The sequence below is a fragment of the Croceitalea marina genome (genome assembly GCF_042684265.1).
GTDB classification, from domain to species: Bacteria; Bacteroidota; Bacteroidia; order Flavobacteriales; family Flavobacteriaceae; genus Croceitalea; species Croceitalea marina.
Window position 1 is genome coordinate 114,898 of the sequence record NZ_JBHULB010000083.1, and the last position, 22,344, is coordinate 137,241.

23 protein-coding genes and 1 pseudogene are annotated in these 22,344 nt (G+C 36.5%); 10 read left to right on the forward strand and 14 right to left on the reverse strand.

Annotated elements, in window-relative coordinates; translation table 11 throughout:
- Nucleotides 1-24: 24 nt before the first annotated feature.
- Both ACFSQJ_RS19375 and ACFSQJ_RS19380 read right to left on the reverse strand, forming a co-directional pair.
- Nucleotides 25-1,740 carry a recombinase family protein gene (locus tag ACFSQJ_RS19375; protein ID WP_377768569.1) on the reverse strand — a complete coding sequence of 572 codons (1,716 nt, stop codon included), beginning with the start codon at nt 1,738-1,740 and terminating at the stop codon, nt 25-27.
- A 74-nt stretch (nt 1,741-1,814) separates the two neighbouring features.
- Nucleotides 1,815-2,075, reverse strand: a pseudogene (locus tag ACFSQJ_RS19380) (UPF0758 domain-containing protein); the annotation flags it as partial.
- 110 nt (nt 2,076-2,185) lie between these two features.
- Here ACFSQJ_RS19380 and ACFSQJ_RS19385 point away from each other — a divergent pair.
- Nucleotides 2,186-2,629 (forward strand): DUF1569 domain-containing protein, encoded by a 444-nt coding sequence (locus ACFSQJ_RS19385; protein WP_377768570.1) that lies wholly within the window; start codon nt 2,186-2,188, stop codon nt 2,627-2,629.
- Between the two features lie 10 nt (nt 2,630-2,639).
- On the opposite strand, the gene ACFSQJ_RS19390 is transcribed toward ACFSQJ_RS19385, so the two are convergent.
- The gene (locus tag ACFSQJ_RS19390) at nt 2,640-3,995 is read right to left on the reverse strand and encodes a UDP-N-acetylmuramate--L-alanine ligase (RefSeq protein ID WP_377768571.1); all 1,356 of its coding nucleotides are present in this window, start codon (nt 3,993-3,995) and stop codon (nt 2,640-2,642) included.
- 78 nt (nt 3,996-4,073) lie between these two features.
- On the opposite strand from ACFSQJ_RS19390, the gene ACFSQJ_RS19395 reads away from it, so the two are divergent.
- Entirely contained in the window at nt 4,074-4,385 is a 312-nt protein-coding gene (locus tag ACFSQJ_RS19395) for a cupin domain-containing protein (protein WP_377768572.1), read from the forward strand.
- Nucleotides 4,386-4,469: 84 nt separating this feature from the next.
- Nucleotides 4,470-4,844 (forward strand): DoxX family membrane protein, encoded by a 375-nt coding sequence (locus ACFSQJ_RS19400; RefSeq protein ID WP_377768573.1) that lies wholly within the window; start codon nt 4,470-4,472, stop codon nt 4,842-4,844.
- A 44-nt stretch (nt 4,845-4,888) separates the two neighbouring features.
- On the opposite strand, the gene ACFSQJ_RS19405 is transcribed toward ACFSQJ_RS19400, so the two are convergent.
- The 9 genes from ACFSQJ_RS19405 to ACFSQJ_RS19445 form a co-directional block, all read right to left on the reverse strand.
- Nucleotides 4,889-5,614, reverse strand: coding sequence for a LytR/AlgR family response regulator transcription factor (locus ACFSQJ_RS19405; RefSeq protein ID WP_377768574.1), 726 nt, complete (start codon nt 5,612-5,614; stop codon nt 4,889-4,891).
- Nucleotides 5,611-6,660: a sensor histidine kinase gene (locus ACFSQJ_RS19410; RefSeq protein WP_377768575.1), complete on the reverse strand. Its 1,050-nt coding sequence runs from the start codon at nt 6,658-6,660 to the stop codon at nt 5,611-5,613. The genes ACFSQJ_RS19405 and ACFSQJ_RS19410 overlap by 4 nt, the downstream gene beginning before the upstream one ends.
- 4 nt (nt 6,661-6,664) lie before the next feature.
- A complete protein-coding gene (locus ACFSQJ_RS19415; protein ID WP_377768576.1) occupies nt 6,665-7,741 on the reverse strand; it encodes a sensor histidine kinase in 1,077 nt (358 codons plus the stop codon).
- A 139-nt stretch (nt 7,742-7,880) separates the two neighbouring features.
- Nucleotides 7,881-8,171, reverse strand: a complete 291-nt coding sequence (locus ACFSQJ_RS19420) for a hypothetical protein (RefSeq protein WP_377768577.1) — start codon at nt 8,169-8,171, stop codon at nt 7,881-7,883.
- Nucleotides 8,172-8,173: 2 nt separating this feature from the next.
- Nucleotides 8,174-8,359, reverse strand: a complete 186-nt coding sequence (locus ACFSQJ_RS19425; RefSeq protein ID WP_377768578.1) for a hypothetical protein — start codon at nt 8,357-8,359, stop codon at nt 8,174-8,176.
- Nucleotides 8,360-8,625: 266 nt separating this feature from the next.
- The gene (locus tag ACFSQJ_RS19430; RefSeq protein ID WP_377768579.1) at nt 8,626-10,932 is read right to left on the reverse strand and encodes a S9 family peptidase; all 2,307 of its coding nucleotides are present in this window, start codon (nt 10,930-10,932) and stop codon (nt 8,626-8,628) included.
- A 168-nt stretch (nt 10,933-11,100) separates the two neighbouring features.
- Entirely contained in the window at nt 11,101-11,625 is a 525-nt protein-coding gene (locus ACFSQJ_RS19435) for a DUF4136 domain-containing protein (RefSeq protein ID WP_377768580.1), read from the reverse strand.
- Nucleotides 11,626-11,684: 59 nt separating this feature from the next.
- Nucleotides 11,685-12,683: a GTPase ObgE gene (gene obgE, locus ACFSQJ_RS19440; protein WP_377768581.1), complete on the reverse strand. Its 999-nt coding sequence runs from the start codon at nt 12,681-12,683 to the stop codon at nt 11,685-11,687.
- A 182-nt stretch (nt 12,684-12,865) separates the two neighbouring features.
- On the reverse strand, nt 12,866-13,972 hold the full coding sequence (locus ACFSQJ_RS19445) for an adenylate kinase (protein ID WP_377768582.1): 1,107 nt from the start codon (nt 13,970-13,972) through the stop codon (nt 12,866-12,868).
- A 121-nt stretch (nt 13,973-14,093) separates the two neighbouring features.
- Between ACFSQJ_RS19445 and ACFSQJ_RS19450 the strand changes: the two genes are divergently transcribed.
- The 7 genes from ACFSQJ_RS19450 (at nt 14,094) to ACFSQJ_RS19480 (ending at nt 19,669) form a co-directional block, all read left to right on the forward strand.
- Entirely contained in the window at nt 14,094-15,251 is a 1,158-nt protein-coding gene (locus tag ACFSQJ_RS19450; protein ID WP_377768583.1) for a 5-(carboxyamino)imidazole ribonucleotide synthase, read from the forward strand.
- Nucleotides 15,252-15,319: 68 nt separating this feature from the next.
- Complete coding sequence (locus ACFSQJ_RS19455) at nt 15,320-15,817, forward strand: tetratricopeptide repeat protein (protein WP_377768584.1); 498 nt, start codon at nt 15,320-15,322, stop codon at nt 15,815-15,817.
- 11 nt (nt 15,818-15,828) lie between these two features.
- Nucleotides 15,829-16,314, forward strand: coding sequence for a 5-(carboxyamino)imidazole ribonucleotide mutase (gene purE / locus ACFSQJ_RS19460; RefSeq protein ID WP_377768585.1), 486 nt, complete (start codon nt 15,829-15,831; stop codon nt 16,312-16,314).
- 2 nt (nt 16,315-16,316) lie between these two features.
- Nucleotides 16,317-16,712 (forward strand): hypothetical protein, encoded by a 396-nt coding sequence (locus ACFSQJ_RS19465; RefSeq protein WP_377768586.1) that lies wholly within the window; start codon nt 16,317-16,319, stop codon nt 16,710-16,712.
- A gap of 20 nt (nt 16,713-16,732) precedes the next feature.
- Complete coding sequence (locus tag ACFSQJ_RS19470; protein ID WP_377768587.1) at nt 16,733-18,757, forward strand: M3 family metallopeptidase; 2,025 nt, start codon at nt 16,733-16,735, stop codon at nt 18,755-18,757.
- Nucleotides 18,758-18,877: 120 nt separating this feature from the next.
- Nucleotides 18,878-19,435, forward strand: coding sequence for a sigma-70 family RNA polymerase sigma factor (locus ACFSQJ_RS19475; RefSeq protein WP_377768588.1), 558 nt, complete (start codon nt 18,878-18,880; stop codon nt 19,433-19,435).
- 3 nt (nt 19,436-19,438) lie between these two features.
- A complete protein-coding gene (locus tag ACFSQJ_RS19480) occupies nt 19,439-19,669 on the forward strand; it encodes a hypothetical protein (RefSeq protein WP_377768589.1) in 231 nt (76 codons plus the stop codon).
- 149 nt (nt 19,670-19,818) lie between these two features.
- Here the strand turns inward: ACFSQJ_RS19480 and ACFSQJ_RS19485 are convergent, their stop codons facing one another.
- Both ACFSQJ_RS19485 and ACFSQJ_RS19490 read right to left on the reverse strand, forming a co-directional pair.
- Nucleotides 19,819-20,856 carry a hypothetical protein gene (locus ACFSQJ_RS19485; RefSeq protein ID WP_377768590.1) on the reverse strand — a complete coding sequence of 346 codons (1,038 nt, stop codon included), beginning with the start codon at nt 20,854-20,856 and terminating at the stop codon, nt 19,819-19,821.
- A 41-nt stretch (nt 20,857-20,897) separates the two neighbouring features.
- Complete coding sequence (locus tag ACFSQJ_RS19490; RefSeq protein WP_377768591.1) at nt 20,898-22,325, reverse strand: ankyrin repeat domain-containing protein; 1,428 nt, start codon at nt 22,323-22,325, stop codon at nt 20,898-20,900.
- Nucleotides 22,326-22,344: the final 19 nt, after the last annotated feature.

The following is a 22,344-nucleotide window of genomic DNA, read 5'->3' on the forward strand; positions in this document are numbered from 1 at the left end:
TGCCAAAAAGAATTTCTGGAATTCTTAAATGGAATTCTCTTCAAGTTTCTTAACGGATGAAATAAGCGAATTTAGGTTATTGGGAAAATTATGTTTTTTTGGGTGACCTAAATCATATGTTCTTTTCGATTCATAATCCAAAGCCACATAGAATTTTCTATCCATGTAAACAGTTTTGTTTTCAATTGGAAGATTGAATTTGATGGTCAATTTGAAAAGCCCATTAATATAGTTGACAGTAATTTCATTGAGATATTTATTTAGAAATTTTTGTTTCTCATTATATGGGTAACTTTTATGGAGCACCTTATCTCTAGCTGACCAATAGGTTCTCAAATCATCCATATTTGATAAAACCCCATTATACTTATAGCCAGTTATGTTTTCAAAGTCTTCCTCAATTTGCCCCCTTAGATTTGAGTTCATGGACAAAGCTTTGATTTGCTTATCAATATTCTTAATCTTTAAACTTACTTCCGCCTTTTCTTTTGTTATTCTTTCCTTTTCTGGTCTTAATTCTGATTCCGTCAATTCTCCTGATACTGCGAAATGAATAGCCCTACTCCATTCACTGTTAAGTTTTTCCTTTCGATTTTCAAGGGCTTTTAGTTCATTCGTTAGAAGCTCAATGTTATTTTCATAATCACCATTACGCCTATTTAGAAGACTATCTAGTAAAATCTGCCCATCTGAAATGTAAACCCAAATAAATCTTTCAATATAGCTCTTCCTAATATCTCTATTTTTACAACTACCATTTCTTTTGGTGTTGCACCTGTAAACATCCTCGTTTCTGTTATCCGACCGACCATTGTATCTGGAACCGCAATAAGAACAATATAAAAGACCGCCAAGCAAATATTTATGCCAAGTTCTTTTACCAGTGTAACTTTTAAGCTGTTCAAATGCTAAACTGGATTCATTATATGTCATTTCATCTATGATTGCCAAATGAGGGACTTCTATCTCTCTTGAAGAAATAAGCTCCCTTTTTCTATCGACTACTCTCCAGTCATTATGAGTTCTAAAACCATAGTAAAGTTTGTTGTTTAGGATTCCATAAACGGTAGTTCTATCCCATTTCTTGGAATACCTTGTTTTGTCTGGATCGTACATGGTTTGCACGCCCATATCCATTAATTTGTTAGCTATTGATGTTACACCCATTCCACCTATATGCCACTCGAACATTTTTCTGACCCATTTTGCTTGTTCTTCATCTATAGTAAGCCTTTTGTTTTCGTCAGTTGTATATCCATATGGTGCTATTCCGTGTGCCTTACCGTCATCAAAATTCTTCCTTATAGCCTGTTTTACATTTTGTTTGGTTAAATCGACGTAAAATTCACCCATAACGCCCAGCATATTATCCATGAGTTTTTCCAAAGCGTCGGCACTATTGAATTTCTTGTCTGCATAATATATGTCAACGTTATGTTTCTTACATACCATTTGGATTTCCATCTTCGGTATGTTCCCCCTGTATAATCGGAACATTTCACGACCCCAAAGTATTTTTATCTTGGAATCCTTCTTAACTATATCCTGCAATAGTTGGTACATGGCTGGACGTTCCGTAGCTGGAAGAGTTCCAGAATACCCTTCATCTTTATAAATCTGATAGTCCAGTCCCTTTGCTTTTGCAAAAGTTTTACCTTGTTCTATTTGCTGGGGTATAGAAATGTCTATATCATCTTTCTCCTGACTTATACGAGCATATATGGCCACCACGTCCTTCATATTCAAGGAATTTCATCAAGTTTGTTTGGATAAAGATAATGGATTATCTAATTTAACGGCACATTAGTAGGTTATGCTTTGGCCTCACCGATACCCTTAAATTGCATCAATTGCTTAATGGTAAGTTTTCCAAGTTCATTAAGGCTGTTTTCCGTAGCTGCCAGAATTCTTTTCGAAAGATCTACGGCACTTTCATCTCTACTACCGGATCCTATCAAAATAGCGATAAGTTCGGCATCAGATAAAACTGAACGCCCTTTTTGCACCAATTTTTCCCTAGGCTTATCATCATCTGCCCAATCTTTGATTGAAAAGGAAGTGGACTTCTTTTGCATCTGTTAAAGATAATGGGATTGTTCGAATTTAATCGCAAAAAACGATTTGACACCTAACTCTTGAGTTTGAGCTTTATACTTTGTATCTTCAAAATGAAATTTATAATACAATGAAATCACTTTTAGAGACCTATGCCTACGAAGAAATTAAAGATCGAATGGAGAAACTCAATGAAAATTCTGAGCGTTTGTGGGGTAAAATGACCGTAGGGCAAATGGCTTGGCATTGCCAATACCCTTTAAAATTGGCTATTGACAATAGAGAAAACAATTCTAAAGGAAACTGGTTTATAAAGACTTTTTTTAAAAAGTCGCTATATAACGATAAACCTTGGCGTAAAAACCTACCCACCGCCCCACAATTAAAAGCAAAAGAGCCAAAAGAATTTAAAGCTGAGTACAACAAGTTAAGAGGTTTGGTTGATGAGTTCGCAAAATTAGACTCAAGAGTAACCTGGTACCCGCATCCTGCTTTTGGCACATTTACTAAAGAACAGTGGGGGCGAATGCAATACAAGCATCTAGATCATCATTTAAAGCAATTTGGGGTTTAAGGTTTGCCCACTAACCCATAACCTCAGAGATTTCGTCGAAATTTAGACCTCCATAATTACCTGAGCTCATCAATAATAACGCTTTGTTCTCGAAATCTTGATTAAAAAGAAACCCTTTAAAAGCCTCTGGGTCAGTAAAGACCTGTAATTCCTTTTTCTGGAAGGCATCAGCTATCTGCTTTTCTGTCACTTCGTCAAGTCTTTTTATTTTAACAGCATCGGGTGAGTAAAAAACCACAGCCTCATCTGCAGCGTTTAATGCTCCCTTATACTCTTTCAAAAATTCAGCATTTAAACTACTATAGGTGTGAAGCTCCAAACACGCCAAAAGTCTTCTCTCAGGATATTGCTCTTTAACCGCATTAGTTGTGGCCTCAACTTTACTTGGCGAATGGGCAAAATCCTTAAAGGCAACACTTGTCTCATTCTCAGCAATTTTCTCCATCCTTTTTGATGCCCCTTTAAACGTGGCAATGGCCTCATAAAAGTCAAGTTCATCAACCCCCATATTTTGACATATCCATTTTGCCCCGGCTAAATTATTAAGGTTATGTTTACCAAACACCTCAATGGGCATAGGTCCTTCAGGGGTCTCTAAAAATGTAACACCGTTCTCTACACTATACTCAGGGGTTTGGTAAGGCATCTTTCTAATGGTATTCTCCGAGCTCTCTACCACTTGCTTTAAATCATGGTCTTCTTGATTATAGGTTACGCTTCCACCCTTAACAATACTATCTACAAATAATTTGAACTGTTCAACATAGTTTTCATACGTTGGAAAAACATTTATATGATCCCAAGCAATGCCGCTTAAGAGTGCAATATTGGGTCGATACAAATGAAATTTAGGTCTACGGTCTATTGGAGATGACAGGTACTCATCACCCTCTAAAACGATAAAATCGTTCTTATCAGTAAGATGAACCATACAATCAAAACCCTCTAACTGGGCCCCTACCATATAATCTACATCAATATTGTGATAATTGAGCACGTGTAAAATCATTGAGGTAATGGTAGTTTTGCCGTGGCTACCCCCGATTACAACGCGCGTCTTATTTTTAGATTGCTCAAATAAAAAATCAGGGTAAGAATATATTTTAACCCCCAGTTCTTGTGCTCTTAGCAACTCAGGATTATCTGTTTTAGCGTGCATACCTAAGATGACAGCATCTAAATTTTCATGAATTTTGTCTGGATACCAGCCAAATTGTTCTGGCAAAAGTCCTTTGTTATTCAACCTGCTTTTAGATGGTTCATAAATAACATCATCACTGCCCGTTACTTTATATCCTTTCTCTGCAAGAGCCAAGGCCAGATTGTGCATTGCAGCACCACCAATGGCTATAAAATGTATTTTCATTAAAGTTTTATTTCGGTTTAAAGATAACAAAGCCACACAGTATTTTTAATAATTCATATCTTGAAAAAAAATAAAAACATGAACTTATCAACTATACCTTCTAAAGAAATAATGCCCGGTTATCACGGCAAACTAGTCCATTCAGAATCGATGACCTGGGTTTTTTGGGATGTGGACGAAGGAGCGGAGGTACCTGAGCACCATCATATTCATGAGCAAATAATGCATGTTGTTGAGGGAACTTTTGAGTTTACTTTGGATGGAACTACAAAGACTTATGAACCCGGAGATGTTGTAATCATACCATCTAACATTCCGCATAGTGGAAAGGCCTTAACCACCTGTAAGCTCATGGATATTTTTAGCCCTGCAAGAGACGAGTACAGATAGGTTAATTACAGTACCTTACCATTAAAAATGATGATTTTGTAAATTTTGTTTAGTTTTATCGACAAACCAACAAATTTTTAACAAATGAAATCAAAAATCTTTTTAGTAGTTCGAATTTTATTAGGACTATTTGTTCTAGTATTTGGACTCAACAAGTTTTTAAACTTTTTACCCGCTTTTGAACTGACCGGAGATGCACTCAATTATTTTGGCGCATTGGCTAAAAGTCAAACACTAAACCTGGTCGGAATTGTTGAAGTGGTAGCTGGTCTTGCCCTTATTTTTAATAAATGGGGAGCTTTACTAACCGTTATTCTAATGAGTGTTTCGGTAAACGCCGTACTTTTTCACGCTACTTTAGATCCCGCTAATATTGGCCCGGCCATTGGATTGCTTTTACTGAATGTAATTACTTTAATTGGTTATAAAGATAGTTACTCGGCAATGCTGAAAGGATAAAGAACTTAATAAAAAAGCCTCTCAAATTGAGAGGCTTTTTTTATTTAAAAACTCATTCGGTCTTTAAACAGGTAAGACTGCCTTCTTGAAACTTCTACCTCATCATCATTTTGCATCGTAAGTTTTAATTTTCCATTAAACCACGGAACTACAGTAGCGATAAAATTGGTATTAACTATCTGTTGGCGATTAGCCCTAAAAAAAGAACCTTCTGGTAATTTCTCTTCAATCTGGTTTAATGATTTATATAGCATTGGTCTATGCCCTTGAAAAAATACGCGGGTATAATTACCAACGATTTCAAAATGGGAGATTTCGCCAATTTTTACCAACCAACACTGCTCTCCATCTTTTATAAAAATTTGACTGCTCTCGGTAAGCTTGGCAGAAGAACCATTTTCTTCTTCTTTAGCCGCTATCTTAGATTTTACCTTTTCAATAGCCGCAGCAAAACGCTTGTCATTGATTGGTTTAAGCAAATAGTCTAAGGCGTTATATTCAAACGACTTAATCGCATATTCATCAAAAGCGGTCGTAAAAACCGTTATGGGTACATCATCAAGCATTTCTAAAAGTTCGAAACCATCTTTCTCGGGCATATTTATATCTAAAAACAACAAATCAGGATGTGTTTTTTGTATCAACTCATAACCCAGATCTACATTTTCTGCCTCACCTATCAGCTCAATATCAGAGTGGCTTTTTAATAGCTCTTTTAACTCATTACGAGCTAAGCGCGAATCTTCAACTATTACCGCTTTTATACTCATATCTGTGGAATATTTATTTCTGCAACCACCTCTTCACCTACCTCACTAAGACTAAAGCTTGCTTTTTCTCCGTATAATAATCTTAGTCTTTGTTTGATATTTTTCAGCCCTAATTGTGTAGAATTCTCTGCAATTTGAAGCTTACCCGTATTGGAAACAAGTATATTCAAAATATCTTCCGATTTTGCTATTTGAAGTTTTATAATTCCTCCATTCTTTAAATTGGCAATACCGTGTTTTGCAGCGTTCTCAACTAAAAGTTGAATAATCATAGGCGGTATTTTTGAATCAAGCACCTTGTCATCAATATCTTTCTCAAATTGCAGCCTATCTTCCATTTGTATTTTAGATAGACTAATATAGTTTTCGACCATTTCAAGCTCATCTTTGATCGGTATCGCATCCACCGAATTTTTCGCCATGGCGAATTGTAACATTTCAGAAAGCTTTGTAATCATTTCACTAGACTTGTCAACATCTTCCAACATTAAGCCCCGAATATTATTTAGACTATTGAACATAAAATGAGGATTAACCTGCCCTCTTAAGGTATTTAACTGTGCTTCTTTTAGCGTTGCGTTTAGTTCTAGTTTTTCGAGATTGTTTTTGTTCGCCTTTAAGACCAGATTAACCCCATAGTAAATAGCGGTCCAACCAAAAATCGTAAAAAAGACATTAAAAAGGGCCAAGCCAAAGCTCATATTCTCCTTGATAAAAGCAAGCTCACTTTCCGTTCGCTCCCAAATACTTTCATAGAGATACTCTACTGAAATTACTAATCCAAAGTATGAAATACTGCATACTAAAAAGGCTCCTAGTAATTTTAGCACTTTTTTATTCTCATTAAAACTTAGGCCCACATTTTTCCTTAAGTAAGCTCTGTACAGCGAAGTTGTCAAAATACCGAGAAGTGTAGCAGTTAAAAATGAATATATCATATACTTTGTACTGAACCCGAAAGGGAAAACAAATATGAAACCATTAGTTACACCCCAACCCGCTAATTGTAATAACCAAAAAAGACGCTCTTTGTTCTTAGCTTTCATTCTTTTATTGATTTTGAACTATTAAGGGCAGATTTATCTTAATCTGAACTCCAGAATCGGTACTTCTCTTTTTAAATTCCGCAGAAGTTTTATACAATAATTTTAGACGCTGCTTAATTCTTTTCATCAATACAGTATCCAAATTAGATTCTGTAAAATCATTGTATTCTATTCTCAGTTTTAAAAAATTCGAAATTTTGTCAACATGGAATATAATATTTTTTTGCTCCTTGGATTTTGGACTATCGCTTTTAGTGCCAACCTCACAAAGATTCACCAATAGCATCGGCGGAATTTCGTGATGAAGTAAGCGTTGTTCTATATTACACCTTATATCAAGTTTAGATTCGGATATCGTTTTAATTAGGTTGGCATAGTTCTCTACAAGTTCTACTTCGTCTTTTAAACTGACCTTATTTACGTTGTTTTTGGTCAACGAATAGCGCAATACTTCAGATAATTGTGTCAGTAGCGACCTAGATTTGCTTACATCAAGAGGCATTAATGCTTTTATTCCATTAAGGGCATTTACAATAAAATCTGGGTTTAAGTGACCCCGTAATGTATTGAGCTGTGCTTGTTTGATAGACTCTTTTAGTTGAAGTTTATCTGCCCGTATTTTATTTAATCTAATAAAATACTTAATCGTCAAATAAATAACAGTCCAAACAAAAATCAAAAGTAGTGAGCCTAAATAGGTCGGGGCACTATTTTCGCCAGCAACAGGTGCCGAAATATCTAAATTCGGATTATCTAATAGTACATCCATTAAAAAGCGAGACAACCTACCTAACTGACGAGGCAGCTTTATCATTAATAATGCCGCCAAGGCCACTCCAACAATAATTTTAAATACATTAAAAAAATTGAAGTTAGCTACACTATTTGTCTTTTTTAGGTAAAATCGTAGTAGTCCCGTTGGTAAAATCCCAACAATACACATTGAAATGTAAAAAATAGTTTTCTCTATTATACCTCCATCTGTTCGCAATGTTAGAAAGACCAATAAAAAAAAGGAACCCCAACCCAAAAGCTGAAGCACCCAAAAAATCTGGTTATAATTCTTTTGTTTTAAGGTCATAAATTAAAGGTTATAGCACCAAACCAAAAAAATGTAATATGAATCCTGCGAATTTACCTAAATAGTAAAACAATAAGATGAACAAGACGGTATAAAAAACTTTCTGCAATGTTAGTATTTCCTTCTTAATCATTTAGACCTAATTGATTATGTGATATAACATTTGGCCAAAAAAATAGCCCAATCCTCCAAAGAACAAAGTAAATCCTAATAGCATCAAGGTTGACTTGATAGGACTCTTTTTTAGCGATTTTGCCTCACAAGCCATTTGTTTTCTCCCCTGCTTTGAAAAACCTAGAATAGTGAAGCCTAAACCTGACAAGCCCAGGACTAATACCTGGGCAATATCTTTTGTTAGAATTTGACTGAAAATTGCACTTAGCATGAGCATTCCTCCCGCTATCCAAAGTGAAGTTCTTGTCTTATTCATAATTAAGCATTTAAAGTTTTTGCTTTGTCTTCTTTATGAGAAACAGACAATCCGATTAAGGCAAGGCCAATGTATAAGGGAAGAAAGTTCGTCATAAGGCTATTACTTATTACATTAAATAGGCCTACTAAAAGGGTTAAAAATCCTATTATAAATACTACCTGCTTTATGTTATTAGAGTTTTTCATTGTTATGGTTTTTAATGGTTATTATTAAAGTAAAATGGCTAATACTGCTTCTATTATAAGTTTTGCAAGTGTTATCATTACTAGTTGTTTTTGTTTGATTATGAAGTAAAAGTATGCCCAAACGAATGGTTTTGAAAGTAAATTATGACCAACGGTCAAACGGACTTACCGAACGGTAATTAGCGATTACCGAATTGAAAATTGTAATGTATCTCAACAAAAAAGGGAGCCAAATGGCTCCCTTGCAACAAGTTATGGTTGGTTATTTAGTTTTTTAAAGGTGTAGGAATTTGATCCTGGCCTAAATGCTTTGCATAGAACCCCATCATAGCCTTGTATAGTGCAATTGAGTTCTCTTCTTTAGCAAAACCATGGCCTTCGTCATATTTTACCATATAAGGCACATCATAACCTTTTCCTCTAAGAGCACTAACAATCTGGTCAGATTCGTCAATATTTACTCGTGGGTCATTGGCACCCTGAACTACGAATAAAGGCTTCTTTATTTTATCTATTTGATATACCGGTGAAACTTCTTCCATGATTTTCTTTTCTTCTGCGATATCTTCGTCATACCAAATTTCTTTGATAATCTTCAAATAAGGCTTCCAATAAGGCGGAATGGTTTTCATAAAGGTGAATAAGTTGGAAACTCCCACATAATCTACACCACAAGCATATAAATCAGGTGTTTTGGTCATACCTCGAAGTACCGCATAGCCACCATGACTACCGCCGTAGATAGCTGCTTTTTTAGCATCTACCCAACCTTGGTCGATTACATATTTTAAGCCGTCTTCAACATCATCCATGGCTTTTCTACCTATTTGTTTGAAACCTGATTCCAAAAATTCTTTTCCGTAACCTCCGGAAATTCTGAAATTAACCTGTAAGGTGGCATACCCACGGCTGGCAAACAATTGCGCTTCTGGATTAAAGCCCCACGAATCTCGAATACCTTGTGGTCCTCCATGCGGATTTACAATTACCGGTACTTTCTCACCGGCCAAAGCGGCTTTAGGTAAGGTGATATAGCCATGAATTGTTAAACCATCCCTACTTTTAAAAGTAATAGGGCGCATTTCAGACATATCTTCCTCTTTTAATTGAGGCATTAAATTGTACAAAAACTTGAACTCATCTTTTTTAACGTCATAAGAATGGTATTCACCATACAAACGGTCGCTCTGTAGAAAGATCAAAAGATTATTCTCATCATCTGTAGCATCAGCTATGCTGTACTGTTTGCCCGGGAATTTAGTAGTAATTCGCTTGTGCAGTTTTTTATAAGAATCGCTCACAGGAAGAATTACACTTTTTTCACCCTCATAAGAAACAAAGTCCAGTTCGTAGCCTCTTTTTCTTGAAAGACTCATATTAGAGACGTCAAAATTTTCATTTGAAAAAACTTCCTTAATAACCTTTTCTTCCTTTAAATCATAAAGAACTATTTTAGACTTATCGCTTTCTATGTTAGACACCATATAAGCATCATGAGGATTTTCTGTGGCATAGTCAAAGTTCAATATTCCAAAAGCATCTTTCCAGCTTAAACTCTTAATTACTTCAAAACCACCTTTACCATCTTCATAATATAAGTCTTGTTCTACGCCATCCCTGATTTTTGTATAAGCTTTAAGGTTGCCGTCTTTATCAAAATTATACCCCGCAATAGGGTTCGCAGGATCATCGTTTTTGAACAATTGTTTTAGTTCTCCACTAACTACATTTACTTTAAAAGGTTCAAAAACCTGTTTATTGTTCTTATTCATCAGTACAATAATATGGTCTTTGTCTTCTTTCAAAAGGTCGGAAAACTGTGCTTGAACCCCATCAAAAGGAGTTAAATCTTTAAGATTACTACCATCTAAATTAATGGCGTAAACATGGTAATTTTCGTCACCGCCCTTGTCCATAAGGTAAACCAACCTTTCATTGTTGATCCAACCGTAACCTCTAACTAATTCTTCTTTTTCTTCGATAGCTCTTTTGGCTTCGCCGGTCGCCACATTTTTTACATAAATATGGCGCTTTCCATTTTCATCTTTCTCACGGTAAGACATGTATTTTCCGTCAGGTGAAAATCGAAAGGTGGAAGCTTTAGGTTTGGCAAAATAATCTTCAACTGTATATCTGTAATTTCCTTCATCAAGGCTTGCCAGCTTTTGCAAATCCATATCCGATGAAACCAATTCTGGATTACCGGGAATCGTTTTTACCGTTTTTTCTAAATTTAAAGGAAACTCCATTCCACCTTGATAAAAAGTGCCATTTACAGCTCCACCATCTGCAGTACCAACATACTTAATACCCGCCTGCTTGAATACGATTGTGAGTTGATTATCAGAAAATATAGTCTCATCCATAGGAATATCTGTAGCGCCTTGCGATGGGCTGTCCATTGTAGATTTTAATACCCCATCTTCATTAGATACATTAAAGATTAATGGCATCTCCATTCCTTGAACCGATAAGGTCCCTTTCCAAGAACCGGAAATATCTTGTGCATAACTGCTAACTCCTATTAGAAGGAAAACAGCCGTTGCAAATAAATTTGAAAGCTTTGTTCTCATAAATGTGTTTTTAATTGTTGAATATTTTTTAGAATGCTATATATGAGTGTATTATGAGCTCAATATGTTACATTCAGTTACATTTTGTTCAAATATATTTTGAAGTTGAACAACTACGAAGTGAATTATGGCGAACGGTAAATTGCTAAATCTAAGCGGAGAAAACTACTACTTTAAATCGGGAGGGTATTTAGAAAATGCTTTTTTGACGATATTCTTGAGCTGTTCTTCTCGATATAAGGGTGTGGTGTTCTCTTTAAAACTACTTTCTGTATCTGCCTGCCAAAAGAGTGCATTTTTGCTAGCATCTACAAAATCAAACAAAATCTGCCGCTGTACACCCGAATTACCTACAGGAATACCAATCGACAAACCACCACCCACATTTCTGCCTCCACCACCAACACCAACACCAACATTGTTCCCTGAATTTGATTGAAATACCGCACTTTTAATATTGATCAAGAATTCGGGTTCTTCGGAAAGCAGGTATCCCTTAGACTGCAAAGTGGAATCCAAAATATTCAGTAGACGTTTCTCGTCTAGCTGGCTTAAGCCAGACTGCATATCCTCAAAATAGTTGTAGGTAGTGTAGTTAGAAAAATCTGTGCCTTTATCATAATCATAGTTGACGCGAACCGCATTGCACGAAACCAAAACACACAAAATAACTATGTAAAGCAAATTCTTCATTGCAGCTGAATCTACTTAAAATTACAAATTAATAGGGTTGGTATTTTAAAAAGGGGGAATTATTCGTTTAACAACTTCCAAAGCATATCTTTCAACTCTTGTATCCCTTTTTGGGCCACTGAAGAGATAAACATATACGGTACATTTAAATCTTTATCTAAAATTGCCTTCATCTCCCCCATAAGTTCATCATCCAACATATCACTTTTAGAAATCGCAATAATCCGCTGTTTATCTACCAGTTCGGGGTTATATCTGCGCAGCTCATCCAAGAGAATTTCATACTCTTTGGTAATGTCTTTACTATCCGCAGGAATTAAAAACAACAAAGTTGCATTACGCTCAATATGACGCAAAAAGTAGTGCCCTAAACCTTTACCCTCGGCAGCACCTTCGATAATACCAGGTATATCGGCCATGACGAAACTTTGAAAATCGCGATATTCAACAATGCCAAGATTGGGTTTTAGCGTTGTAAACTCATAATCGGCAATCTTTGGCTTTGCAGAAGTTATTACCGAAAGTAGTGTTGATTTACCCGCGTTTGGAAACCCGACCAAACCAACATCGGCCAATAATTTCAATTCTAAGATTATGCTTTGTTCTTGACCAGGTATTCCGGGTTGGGCATAACGGGGCGTTTGGTTCGTTGATGTCTTAAAATGCCAATTACCGCGACCGCCCATACCACCTTCCGCTACAATTTTCTCTTCACCGTTTTCTGTTATTTCAAAAAGAATCTCATTGCTTTCGGCATCGCGCACAACAGTACCTAAAGGTACATCCATATAAATATCTTGCCCATCGGCACCACTACTTCTATTTTTACTGCCATGTTCACCATGGCCCGCCTTAAAATGTTTTTTGAACTTGTAGGTGACCAAAGTCCATAGATTACTGTTACCTCTTATAATAACATGACCCCCTCGACCGCCATCACCACCATCAGGGCCGCCCTTGGTAATATATTTCTCTCGATGTAGATGCACAGAGCCCTTGCCTCCATTACCTGAGCTTACAAAAGCCTTTACATAATCAACAAAATTACCTTCGGTCATAGTTGTATTTTAAATTCAGACTATTCGAAGTCCAAGGAATCATCAAAGTAAAATGTATAAATCAAATAGCAAGCGCAGCCTATTAAGAATACCAAAATTGTAAGAATCACCAGCAAACAACTCTTAAATGCATATTTTGGCGTTATTACTTTATCTGGCATTCCATTATAATTAAGAATTGCTTAAAGGGCGTCAATCACTTTGGCCAAACGGCCAGTAATCTCTACAATATCCCCTATTCCATTTACAGCGTGAAATTTGCCCTGTTTTGAATAATAGTCTTTTAAAGGCGCTGTCTTTTGGTTGTACTCATCAAATCGGTTACGAATTTTACTTTCATCTTGATCATCGCTACGACCACTTTCCTTTCCGCGTTCTAACAATCGAGCAACTAAAATATCATCTTCCGCTTCTAAAGCTATAGTAGCATCGACCTGCATGTCTTTAGATTCTAAAAAATTATCCAAAGCTTCCGCTTGGGCAGCTGTTCTGGGGAAACCGTCAAATATAAACCCGGCAGCGTCGCTGTTTTTTTCAACCTCATCCTTCAACATACTTATGGTTACCTCATCGGGCACCAAATCTCCTCTATCAATATAAGACTTAGCCAACTTTCCTAATTGGGTATCGTTCTTCATGTTATAGCGAAAAACATCTCCCGTAGAAATATGTTTTAAATTATACTTTTCCTTTAAAAACCCAGCTTGGGTTCCTTTACCTGCACCAGGCTTTCCAAAAAGCACTAGGTTAATCATATGGGTTTGGTTTAGTTGATATACTTCTTTTAAATTTCTGCCTAACTCATTGTAATCCAATCCGTAACCAACTATAAATCGGTTAGGGATATCGAGTCCGATATAGTCAATGGTGTACTCTCCATTATAGACTTCAGATTTATAGAATAATGAGGCGATTTTAAACTCTTTTACATTGGTTTTAGAAAACAAATGCACCAGTTGTTGCAACGTACGACCAGTATCGATGATGTCTTCTAAAATAATAACACTTCTACCTTCAATATCTTCAGAAACATCAAGCAAGGTTTCTACGATACCTGTAGAGGTCAATCCTTGATAACTGCTCAGTTTCACAAAAGACACTTCGCACGGAAATTGATATGCCTTTAAAAAATCTGCAACGAACATAAAAGACCCATTTAAGACACCTACAAAAATCGGAACTTCGTCTTTATAGTCACGAGCAATTTCATCTGCCATTTTTTGTACGGCGGCCAAAATTTCAGCTTCGCTCAGATACGGTTTAAAAAGCTTGTCGTGTAGCTTAATCAAAGTGTTCTTGTTTTTTTTAACAGTTGGCAAAGATAGCATTTTTTAGACGTGCTTTTTGCCGTAAACCTTCACCCTTTTGGGAATTCGATGTATTTTTGTTCATATTCCAAGTAGATTTAACATGCACTATTTTTCTTCGGATTTTAAACTAGGTATTCTCGGTGGAGGACAACTGGGTAAAATGCTATTGTATGAAACCCGAAAATGGGACATTCAGACCAAAGTTTTAGACACTTCAAAAGAGGCTCCCTGCAAAATTGCCTGTAATGAATTTGTGTTGGGTAGTTTGATGGACTTTGATACCGTTTACAATTTTGGAAAAGACGTAAATATCCTGACCATAGAAATCGAAAATGTAAACACCGATGCTTTAGAAAAACTAGAAGAAGAAGGGGTGAAAGTCTACCCGCAACCAAGTGCATTGCGTATAATTCAGAACAAAGCAACGCAAAAACTGTTTTATACCGACAACGACATTCCCACTTCACCATTTACTAGGTTTGCCTATACCTCAGAAATTGAGGATAGTATTTCAAATGGCGGTTTAGAGCTTCCTTTTGTATGGAAAAGTGCTCAGTTCGGTTATGACGGACAGGGTGTAAAAGTTGTGCGCTCGGTTTCTGATTTAGAAGGCCTGCCCAATGTAGAATGTATTGCGGAGCAAATGGTGAATTTCAAAAACGAATTGGCCGTAATCGTTGCACGTAGTACAAAAGGTGAAATTAAAACCTATCCCGTTGTTGAGATGGAATTTCATCCAGAAGCCAATCAAGTGGAATATGTTATCTGCCCCGCTCGAATTGATGAAAAAGTAGCACAAAAAGCACGAGAAGTAGCGCTTAAAGTGGCCGATAAAATTCAGCATGTGGGATTATTGGCCGTAGAACTGTTTCAAACACAAGAAGATACGATTTTAGTGAACGAGGTAGCGCCAAGGCCTCATAACAGTGGCCATTACAGTATAGAAGCTAGTTATACCAATCAATTTGAACAACATATTCGTGCTATTTTAGGGCTTCCCCTTGGGAATACCGATAGTAAAGTTGCGGGAGTGATGGTGAATTTGGTAGGCGCAGAAAACCATACCGGAAATGTGGTCTATGAAAACATAGAAGAGATTATTCAATTAGACGGTGTAACCCCTCATATTTATGGAAAGAAACAAACGAGACCTTTTCGTAAAATGGGACATGTGACCATCGTAGATGAAGACATGACGAGGGCAAGGGAAGTTGCTCAAAAAGTAAAAGAAAAAATTAAGGTAGTATCAAAAGGCTAGTAAATCCCTGTTTCAGGGGTATTAGTGACCCAAGACAAAGCATATTTTTTTGCATGAAATTTAGTTTTATGAATATTGGAAAACGTTATCGACTAGAAGAAAAATTCAATAAGGCCGATCAAGACTTAAAGGCAGGAAAAATAGAGGCAGCTGTAGAGGCATTTGAAGCTATTTTAAAAGAAGACCCAACATTCGGAAAAGCCTATAACCATTTAGGCTGGGTCTTTGAAACCAAGGTAAGAGATTTTGAAAATGCCGAAAAAAACTACAAGTTAGCGCTAGAACATAGCCCGGCATATACAGCTGTATATAAGAACTATGCTATACTTTTATCTACTTTGGGAAGATTTGATGATTTAAAATCACTTTTGGAGAAGGCCAAAGATATTCCTGGAATGGATAAATATACGCTCTACAACGAATACGCCATCATGTATGAACAATTGGAAGAGTACAATATGGCTGTTAATTATTACCGAGATGCCGCAAAAGCTACTATGAATGACAAAATTATGAGAGCCGCTATGGACTCCATAGAACGATGTAATATAAAAATGAGTCTTTAATAACTTAAAAAATGAGCAAAGTAGCCGTAGTAATGGGCAGCACCAGTGACCTTCCGGTCATGCAAGATGCCATTGATATTCTAAAAGGTTTTGATATAGAAGTTGATGTTGACATCGTTTCTGCACATAGAACCCCAGAGAAATTGTTCGATTTTAGTAAAAATGCCCATAAAAATGGGTATGCTGTTATTATTGCCGGTGCTGGTGGGGCCGCACATTTACCGGGAATGGTCGCTTCACTGTCTCCTTTACCCGTTATTGGGGTTCCGGTAAAAAGCTCTAACTCAATTGATGGGTGGGATTCTGTGCTTTCAATTCTACAAATGCCAAGTGGTGTTCCGGTAGCTACCGTAGCACTTAATGGCGCAAAGAATGCAGGTATTCTGGCAGCGCAAATATTAGGGGCCTCTGACAAATGTGTGCTGGATAAGGTTGTTTTATATAAAGAAGGCCTGAAACAGAAAGTAATTGATGGGGCAAAGTCCTTAAATAAGTAAGTATGAAAAAAATCATTTTCTTTTTGATGCTCGTGTTTTTGTCATGTCAATCCGAACGAAATGTTGAGGAAATAAAATTGACCAAACCCACAATGGTCTCTATTTCTCCAGATAGCATTGCTTTGAATGAGTTACAAGAAAAGTGGGACGCAGAAGACTTTATGTCTGTTATAGACGACGTTATGTGGTATCATAGCGAACTAATGATGGTGGTGGATAGTTTTGATATTGAACAACTTAATACCGAAAAGAGAAAGATAAAATTAATAGGAGGTGAAAATTATTGGCAGATCGATATGGACACCACTGAACTGAAATGGCGATATATTTATTTTGATGGTTCAGATTTTTTAGAAAGAGATGCAATCACCATGAAAGACCTTCTAAGCGAGAATTAAAAATTTCAACTTAAAACCTAATGCACAACCCACTTCTTAAACCTTTTGAACAGGCCCCTTTTTCGCTAATAAAAAATGAACATTTTAAGCCTGCCTTTGTAGCTGCAATCGAAGAAGCTCGTAAAGAGATAGATGCTATAATTACGAACAAAAATGCACCAACTTTTAAAAATACAATCGCTGCGCTAGATTATTCAGGATATCAATTAGATAGGGTGTCAAGTGTGTTTTTTAATTTAAACTCTGCAGAAACCAATGAAGAAATTCAAAAAATAGCGCAAGAAGTTTCTCCCCTATTATCAGAATTCAGTAATGATATTACACTAAACGAAGAGTTGTTCAAACGTGTGAAAACAGTTTATGATCAACGTGAAAAATTAAATTTAACCGTTGAAGAAAGTACACTTTTAAGTAAGCGCTATAAAAGTTTTAGTCGCAACGGAGCCAACTTGTCTGACGACAAAAAGAAGCGTCTTCGTGAAATCGATGCAAAACTTGCCAAGCTCAAATTAAAATTTGGTGAAAACATTTTAGCGGAGACCAACAAATATCAAATGCACCTCACCAATGAATCAGATTTGGACGGACTGCCCGAAGGTGCGAAAGAAGCCGCTACGCAATTGGCCAAATCAAAAGAAAAAGATGGATGGCTAATCACTTTAGATTACCCAAGCTATATTCCCTTCATGAAATATGCTAAAAATCGTGAGCTTCGAAAAGAGCTTTCTATGGCTTTTGGCAGTAAGGCATTTAAAAATGATGCGCTTGACAATCAAGAGAATGTCCTGAAAATTGCCAATTTAAGGCATGAGCGCGCCAATCTGTTAGGGTACAAAACTCACGCCCATTTTGTTTTGGAAGAACGTATGGCAGAAACTCCAGAAAAAGTAACTTCTTTTTTAGATGAATTGCTCACTAAAGCAAAACCAGCGGCCCAAAACGAATTTTACGAACTCGAACAATTTGCTAAAGATTTAGATGGAATTGAACGTTTACAAAAATGGGATGGCGCTTATTATTCTGAAAAGCTCAAACAAAAACTTTTTAATCTTGATGATGAAAAGCTCAAACCTTATTTTAAGCTTGAAAATGTCATAGCCGGGGTATTTAAAGTGGCCGAAAAATTATTCGGACTAACTTTTAAAGAGGTTTTTAATGTAGACAAGTATCATGACGAGGTAAAGACCTATGAGGTTTACGACGATAAAAACAACTTTATCTCCCTTTTTTATGCAGATTTTCATCCAAGACCGGGCAAACGAGGTGGCGCGTGGATGACTTCTTTTAAGTCACAGTTTCGAAAAAATGGAGAAGATAGCAGACCCCATATTTCAAATGTTTGCAATTTTACACCTTCAACGGCAACAAAACCATCCTTATTGACCTTTAATGAAGTAACCACCCTCTTTCATGAATTTGGTCACGGATTGCACGGCATGTTGGCAAATACAACTTACCCAAGTCTTTCGGGAACATCGGTTTATTGGGATTTTGTTGAGCTCCCCAGTCAGGTGTTGGAAAATTGGTGCTATGAAAAAGAAGCACTGGAACTCTTCGCTACCCACTATGAAACAGGTGAGTTAATACCGATGGAATTGGTTCAAAAAATAAAAGCATCTGCTGCTTTTCAAGAAGGTATGGCCACACTGCGCCAAATCAGTTTTGGAAAGTTGGATATGGAATGGCATGCAAAAAATACTTCTAAAATAAAAGATGTAAAAGTCTTTGAGAACAAAGCTTTCGAAGGAACCCAATTATATCCAGATACACCAGAAACATGTATGAGCACGGCATTTGCACATATTTTTCAAGGCGGATATTCCTCCGGCTATTATAGTTACAAATGGGCAGAAGTTTTAGATGCCGATGCCTTCGCCTACTTTAAAGAGCACGGTATATTTAATAAGTCGATCGCTACAAAGTTTAAAGAACATGTACTCTCAAAAGGCGGGACTGAAAACCCGATGACCCTATACAAACGTTTCAGGGGTTCTGAACCTAAGATTAAAGCTTTGTTAGAAAGGGCAGGCCTATTAAGTGTTTAAAACTTATATTGTTAACACTTACCTAAAATTTAAGACTGTGAACATTCTGTGATTTCTTTACGAGTCATTTGTTTTAAAATGATTGTTTAATCAATTACATTTGAATCTCCAATGAAAAATATGCCAGCACACGAACTTCATCCGGAAACTTGGGTCGATCAATACGCGGATTATCTTTTTAATTATGCCGTATCTAGAGTAAGCGACTCTGAAATTGCCAAAGACTTGGTACAAGAAACCTTTTTTGCCGGGTTAAAATCTGCAAAAAACTATAAGGGTGATGCTGCGGAACGCACATGGTTGATTGCCATCCTCAAAAGAAAAGTAATCGATCATTATAGAAAAATCAATTCTAAAAAAGGTAAGGCTGAAGTGCGAATGAACTACAACAGCTCAAGTGAAGAAAGTGAGGGCGATTGGCTAGAGGAGCGTGTTGCAGACCCTTTTAGCAAAGGTGGAGATGATACAATTGAAAATGAAGAACTGGGTCTGGCTATACAAGATTGCCTTTCAAAATTACCCAAAAAACAGTCTTTGGTATTCACCATGAAAACGATTCAAGGTATAAGCACGGAAGATATTTGTAATGAGTTGGGAATAAATCCGTCAAACCTTTGGGTAATGATCCATAGGGCCAGAACCGCCCTTATGGGATGTATGAATCAAAATTGGTTTTAAAATATGAAAATATCTTGCGATAAAGCGGCGGAAATTTGCACCAAAAGTCAGTATGAGGAAGCTTCTTGGTGGCAAGTTTTAAAGCTTAAACTTCACATATCATACTGCAAAAGCTGTGCAAAGTTCTCTGCTAAGAACGCGAAGTTTACCTCCTTATGTGAGTCAGCAAAATTAGAGGCTTTAAAAGAAAAGGATAAAGAGTCGATGAAAGAGGCGCTTAAAAAACAGTTATAGCATAGTTATCAATCCATTTCCTTTTTTGAGCAATCGATTCTAAAGGCTTCTATTTTTAAATTTAGAATTGCTTGAGTTTTAAGAAGGAAATACCCATTCAGCATATAATTATCTCATAAATCAATCAGCGAAGAAATAGTGTTTAAACTTCAGTTAGCGTCCACTAATTCAAAATAACGTAGTTCATATTTCTGCTCGTATAGCTTACCTACCTTAAAATCTGAACTAAACATAGATTCGTAAACGGCATCTTTTGTGATTTCACCATTATCTGGCCCAATTTTGTCTTGAATCAGCATTTTAATTTCATCTTCAGCAAGCCCTTTTCTAATAAAACTATTGCTAAAGTCATGGGGTTTCACTTGTTCGTAGAATGCCTTCGTACATCTAAAGAGAAGTTGATTTCCATGTAGTTCATAGCCTTCTAAAGGAAGTGTATTGTTTGTTTCATCGTTTCTAAGATAATAGGTAGCTCCATTTTTTTTCAGCACCAATAAAGGTGGAATTTCAGTGCTACTAGAAGCGTTATTTTCTGCGCTAAAACCAGTATAAGAAGAAAGGCTTTCCACAATACGCTTTGCAAAGTCGTAGCCAAAATCTATTTTGTTAAAGGTAGAATCGTTTTGGGCCACAAGTATTGAAGGGCAGTTTAGCGTAAAGCGATATTCATAGCCATCGCTGTTCGTTTCCGTAATTCTTGCAATAAAAATATCTGACTTATCATTTAAAGAATCTCTCATCCGATCATAAACCGCTCTTGTCTCATATATCGATTTTAATTCTACCGGTCTGCCATGCTTACGAAGATCTCCGATTTCAAAAGTTTTAAAACTTCTGGCCAATTTTGCATCAATCAACTTATTAAACCTGTAGACGCGCAGCCCGTGATAACCACCACCCTCGCCAGGGAGATAGTTCATCCAACTTATTTTTAATTTAATTTTATCTTGATTTGTTTTTAAAACCTCACCATCATCAATCAAAACATAGGGTTTTTTATCATCTAGAATAAGGGCGTAGCCTTCTTCAGAAAGGTCAACATCTTTTAAAAAAGCTGTCTTTCTACCAGACTTTAATTTTTCGACAGAGCCATTAATTTCTTTCTTTAATAATGATGTGCAACCCTTAACCAACAAAAATATGATTACGAGTACACTAAGAATTATTAGTACGGTTTTTAGTTTCATTATTTTATTTATTCCGATAGCAAATTTTAATGTAATCCATTTTACAAGTACTTTCTTGCTTTTAAAAACTTGACCATCTTAGGATGGATTTCATGTCTTGGTAATTTACGGATGGGCTTTGTTTTTGCTCCATTTTTAGCTAAAAAGGAGACCATTTCGACATTATTTTGCATCACTGCCGCACAAATTGGGGTTCTTTTAAAGTTCATGATGGAACCTGACTTTATTTCAATATTCGCCCCTTCATCTAAAAGAAATTGTGTCAATTCTTTACTTCCTGTTTCCACTGCGACTTGAAGAATACTTTTTCTATTGCCGCTAATGCGGTCAACTTGAGCCCCGAGACCAATTAGATATTTCATCATAGCTATATTTTCATTCTCACAGGCCGCCATTAGCGGTACTAAGCTCATAGCATTATCTGACTCAACAAAATTGATGTCGGCTCCATAGCGCAAAAGACAATCAATCAGCTCTTTGTTTTCTTTTGCAACTGCTATGGCCAAAGGAGAACCACCAATGGTTACAAAGTTAGGAGACACCCCTTTTCGCAAATAGTCTTCAATAGTATCTATATTGCCTGCATAGGAGGCTTGCCATATTTCACGATTTATATCTTTTAGCTCTTTCTGGGAGTAATTAGTCTTTTCTTGAGTTATCGCTACCGGTTGAATTGATTTTTCAGCTTCTTCCTTTTTGGTGACAGGCCAAAAAACAGAAACATCCTTATCGTGTTGATTAGATTTTAGATAGGCCAAACTTCTCTCAAAATACTTTTGTACCGATTTATCTAGATAATCTTTATAACCTTTTACAGCTTCCTTTTTTTTAAGCGATAACGAAGCCATAGCGTAAGCACTTATCTGCTCGGGTAGATAGCCTTGACTTTGCATTTGCCAGCCGAAACCATCACCTTGCCCCGATCGAAATTGAAACTTGGCATTAGCAATAAAGATTCCGAAACCAAAAGCGATTGCAGTAAGATCTGTAAGGTATTCGTCATTTTCAAGTATACGATGCTCCCCCAATAATTTTTCATGTGCCAATTCATGACTGATGGTGGCAATTAGACTTTCAGGATGTTTCAATTGTCCTTTTTCAATTCTAATAATAGCCTTCCCTCCTTTTTTTTGAAAGGTACCTGCAGCACCGGAAGACCTTCCCAAAATATCGGCCGAAGTGCTTAACAGGGTGCCATCATCCAAATAACGATTTTCTTCCGAATAAAACTCAAGTAAAACTTTTTCGTTAGAAATATTCATTACATCTAGGCAACGCTCAAAAACAAATAGGGCATCCGCTTCAGTACCATCAAAATCAACACCAAAAAAGTCTCTGGTTGGAGTTACCGTAGAAATATTAAGCAAAAAGGCTTCCCCAAGACTTTCTTTTAAAAAAGTAAGGGATTCTTCTACCCAAAGCTGGTCTTCAAGAGTAATCGGTAATTTTGGTTTTCTTTTCCAAAACATGAAGTGGTAATTTTAAAAA

Coding starts and splice junctions, on each gene's coding strand:
- ACFSQJ_RS19455 (WP_377768584.1), top strand. CDS start 15,320: ATGAATATTGGAAAACGTTATCGACTAGAAGAAAAATTCAATAAGGCC.
- ACFSQJ_RS19485 (WP_377768590.1), bottom strand. CDS start 20,856: ATGAAACTAAAAACCGTACTAATAATTCTTAGTGTACTCGTAATCATA.
- ACFSQJ_RS19465 (WP_377768586.1), top strand. CDS start 16,317: ATGAAAAAAATCATTTTCTTTTTGATGCTCGTGTTTTTGTCATGTCAA.
- ACFSQJ_RS19385 (WP_377768570.1), top strand. CDS start 2,186: ATGAAATCACTTTTAGAGACCTATGCCTACGAAGAAATTAAAGATCGA.
- ACFSQJ_RS19420 (WP_377768577.1), bottom strand. CDS start 8,171: ATGAATAAGACAAGAACTTCACTTTGGATAGCGGGAGGAATGCTCATG.
- purE (WP_377768585.1), top strand. CDS start 15,829: ATGAGCAAAGTAGCCGTAGTAATGGGCAGCACCAGTGACCTTCCGGTC.
- ACFSQJ_RS19490 (WP_377768591.1), bottom strand. CDS start 22,325: ATGTTTTGGAAAAGAAAACCAAAATTACCGATTACTCTTGAAGACCAG.
- ACFSQJ_RS19415 (WP_377768576.1), bottom strand. CDS start 7,741: ATGACCTTAAAACAAAAGAATTATAACCAGATTTTTTGGGTGCTTCAG.
- ACFSQJ_RS19470 (WP_377768587.1), top strand. CDS start 16,733: ATGCACAACCCACTTCTTAAACCTTTTGAACAGGCCCCTTTTTCGCTA.
- ACFSQJ_RS19400 (WP_377768573.1), top strand. CDS start 4,470: ATGAAATCAAAAATCTTTTTAGTAGTTCGAATTTTATTAGGACTATTT.
- ACFSQJ_RS19450 (WP_377768583.1), top strand. CDS start 14,094: ATGCACTATTTTTCTTCGGATTTTAAACTAGGTATTCTCGGTGGAGGA.
- ACFSQJ_RS19425 (WP_377768578.1), bottom strand. CDS start 8,359: ATGAAAAACTCTAATAACATAAAGCAGGTAGTATTTATAATAGGATTT.
- obgE (WP_377768581.1), bottom strand. CDS start 12,683: ATGACCGAAGGTAATTTTGTTGATTATGTAAAGGCTTTTGTAAGCTCA.
- ACFSQJ_RS19430 (WP_377768579.1), bottom strand. CDS start 10,932: ATGAGAACAAAGCTTTCAAATTTATTTGCAACGGCTGTTTTCCTTCTA.
- ACFSQJ_RS19390 (WP_377768571.1), bottom strand. CDS start 3,995: ATGAAAATACATTTTATAGCCATTGGTGGTGCTGCAATGCACAATCTG.
- ACFSQJ_RS19405 (WP_377768574.1), bottom strand. CDS start 5,614: ATGAGTATAAAAGCGGTAATAGTTGAAGATTCGCGCTTAGCTCGTAAT.
- ACFSQJ_RS19395 (WP_377768572.1), top strand. CDS start 4,074: ATGAACTTATCAACTATACCTTCTAAAGAAATAATGCCCGGTTATCAC.
- ACFSQJ_RS19435 (WP_377768580.1), bottom strand. CDS start 11,625: ATGAAGAATTTGCTTTACATAGTTATTTTGTGTGTTTTGGTTTCGTGC.
- ACFSQJ_RS19475 (WP_377768588.1), top strand. CDS start 18,878: ATGCCAGCACACGAACTTCATCCGGAAACTTGGGTCGATCAATACGCG.
- ACFSQJ_RS19375 (WP_377768569.1), bottom strand. CDS start 1,740: ATGAAGGACGTGGTGGCCATATATGCTCGTATAAGTCAGGAGAAAGAT.
- ACFSQJ_RS19410 (WP_377768575.1), bottom strand. CDS start 6,660: ATGAAAGCTAAGAACAAAGAGCGTCTTTTTTGGTTATTACAATTAGCG.
- ACFSQJ_RS19480 (WP_377768589.1), top strand. CDS start 19,439: ATGAAAATATCTTGCGATAAAGCGGCGGAAATTTGCACCAAAAGTCAG.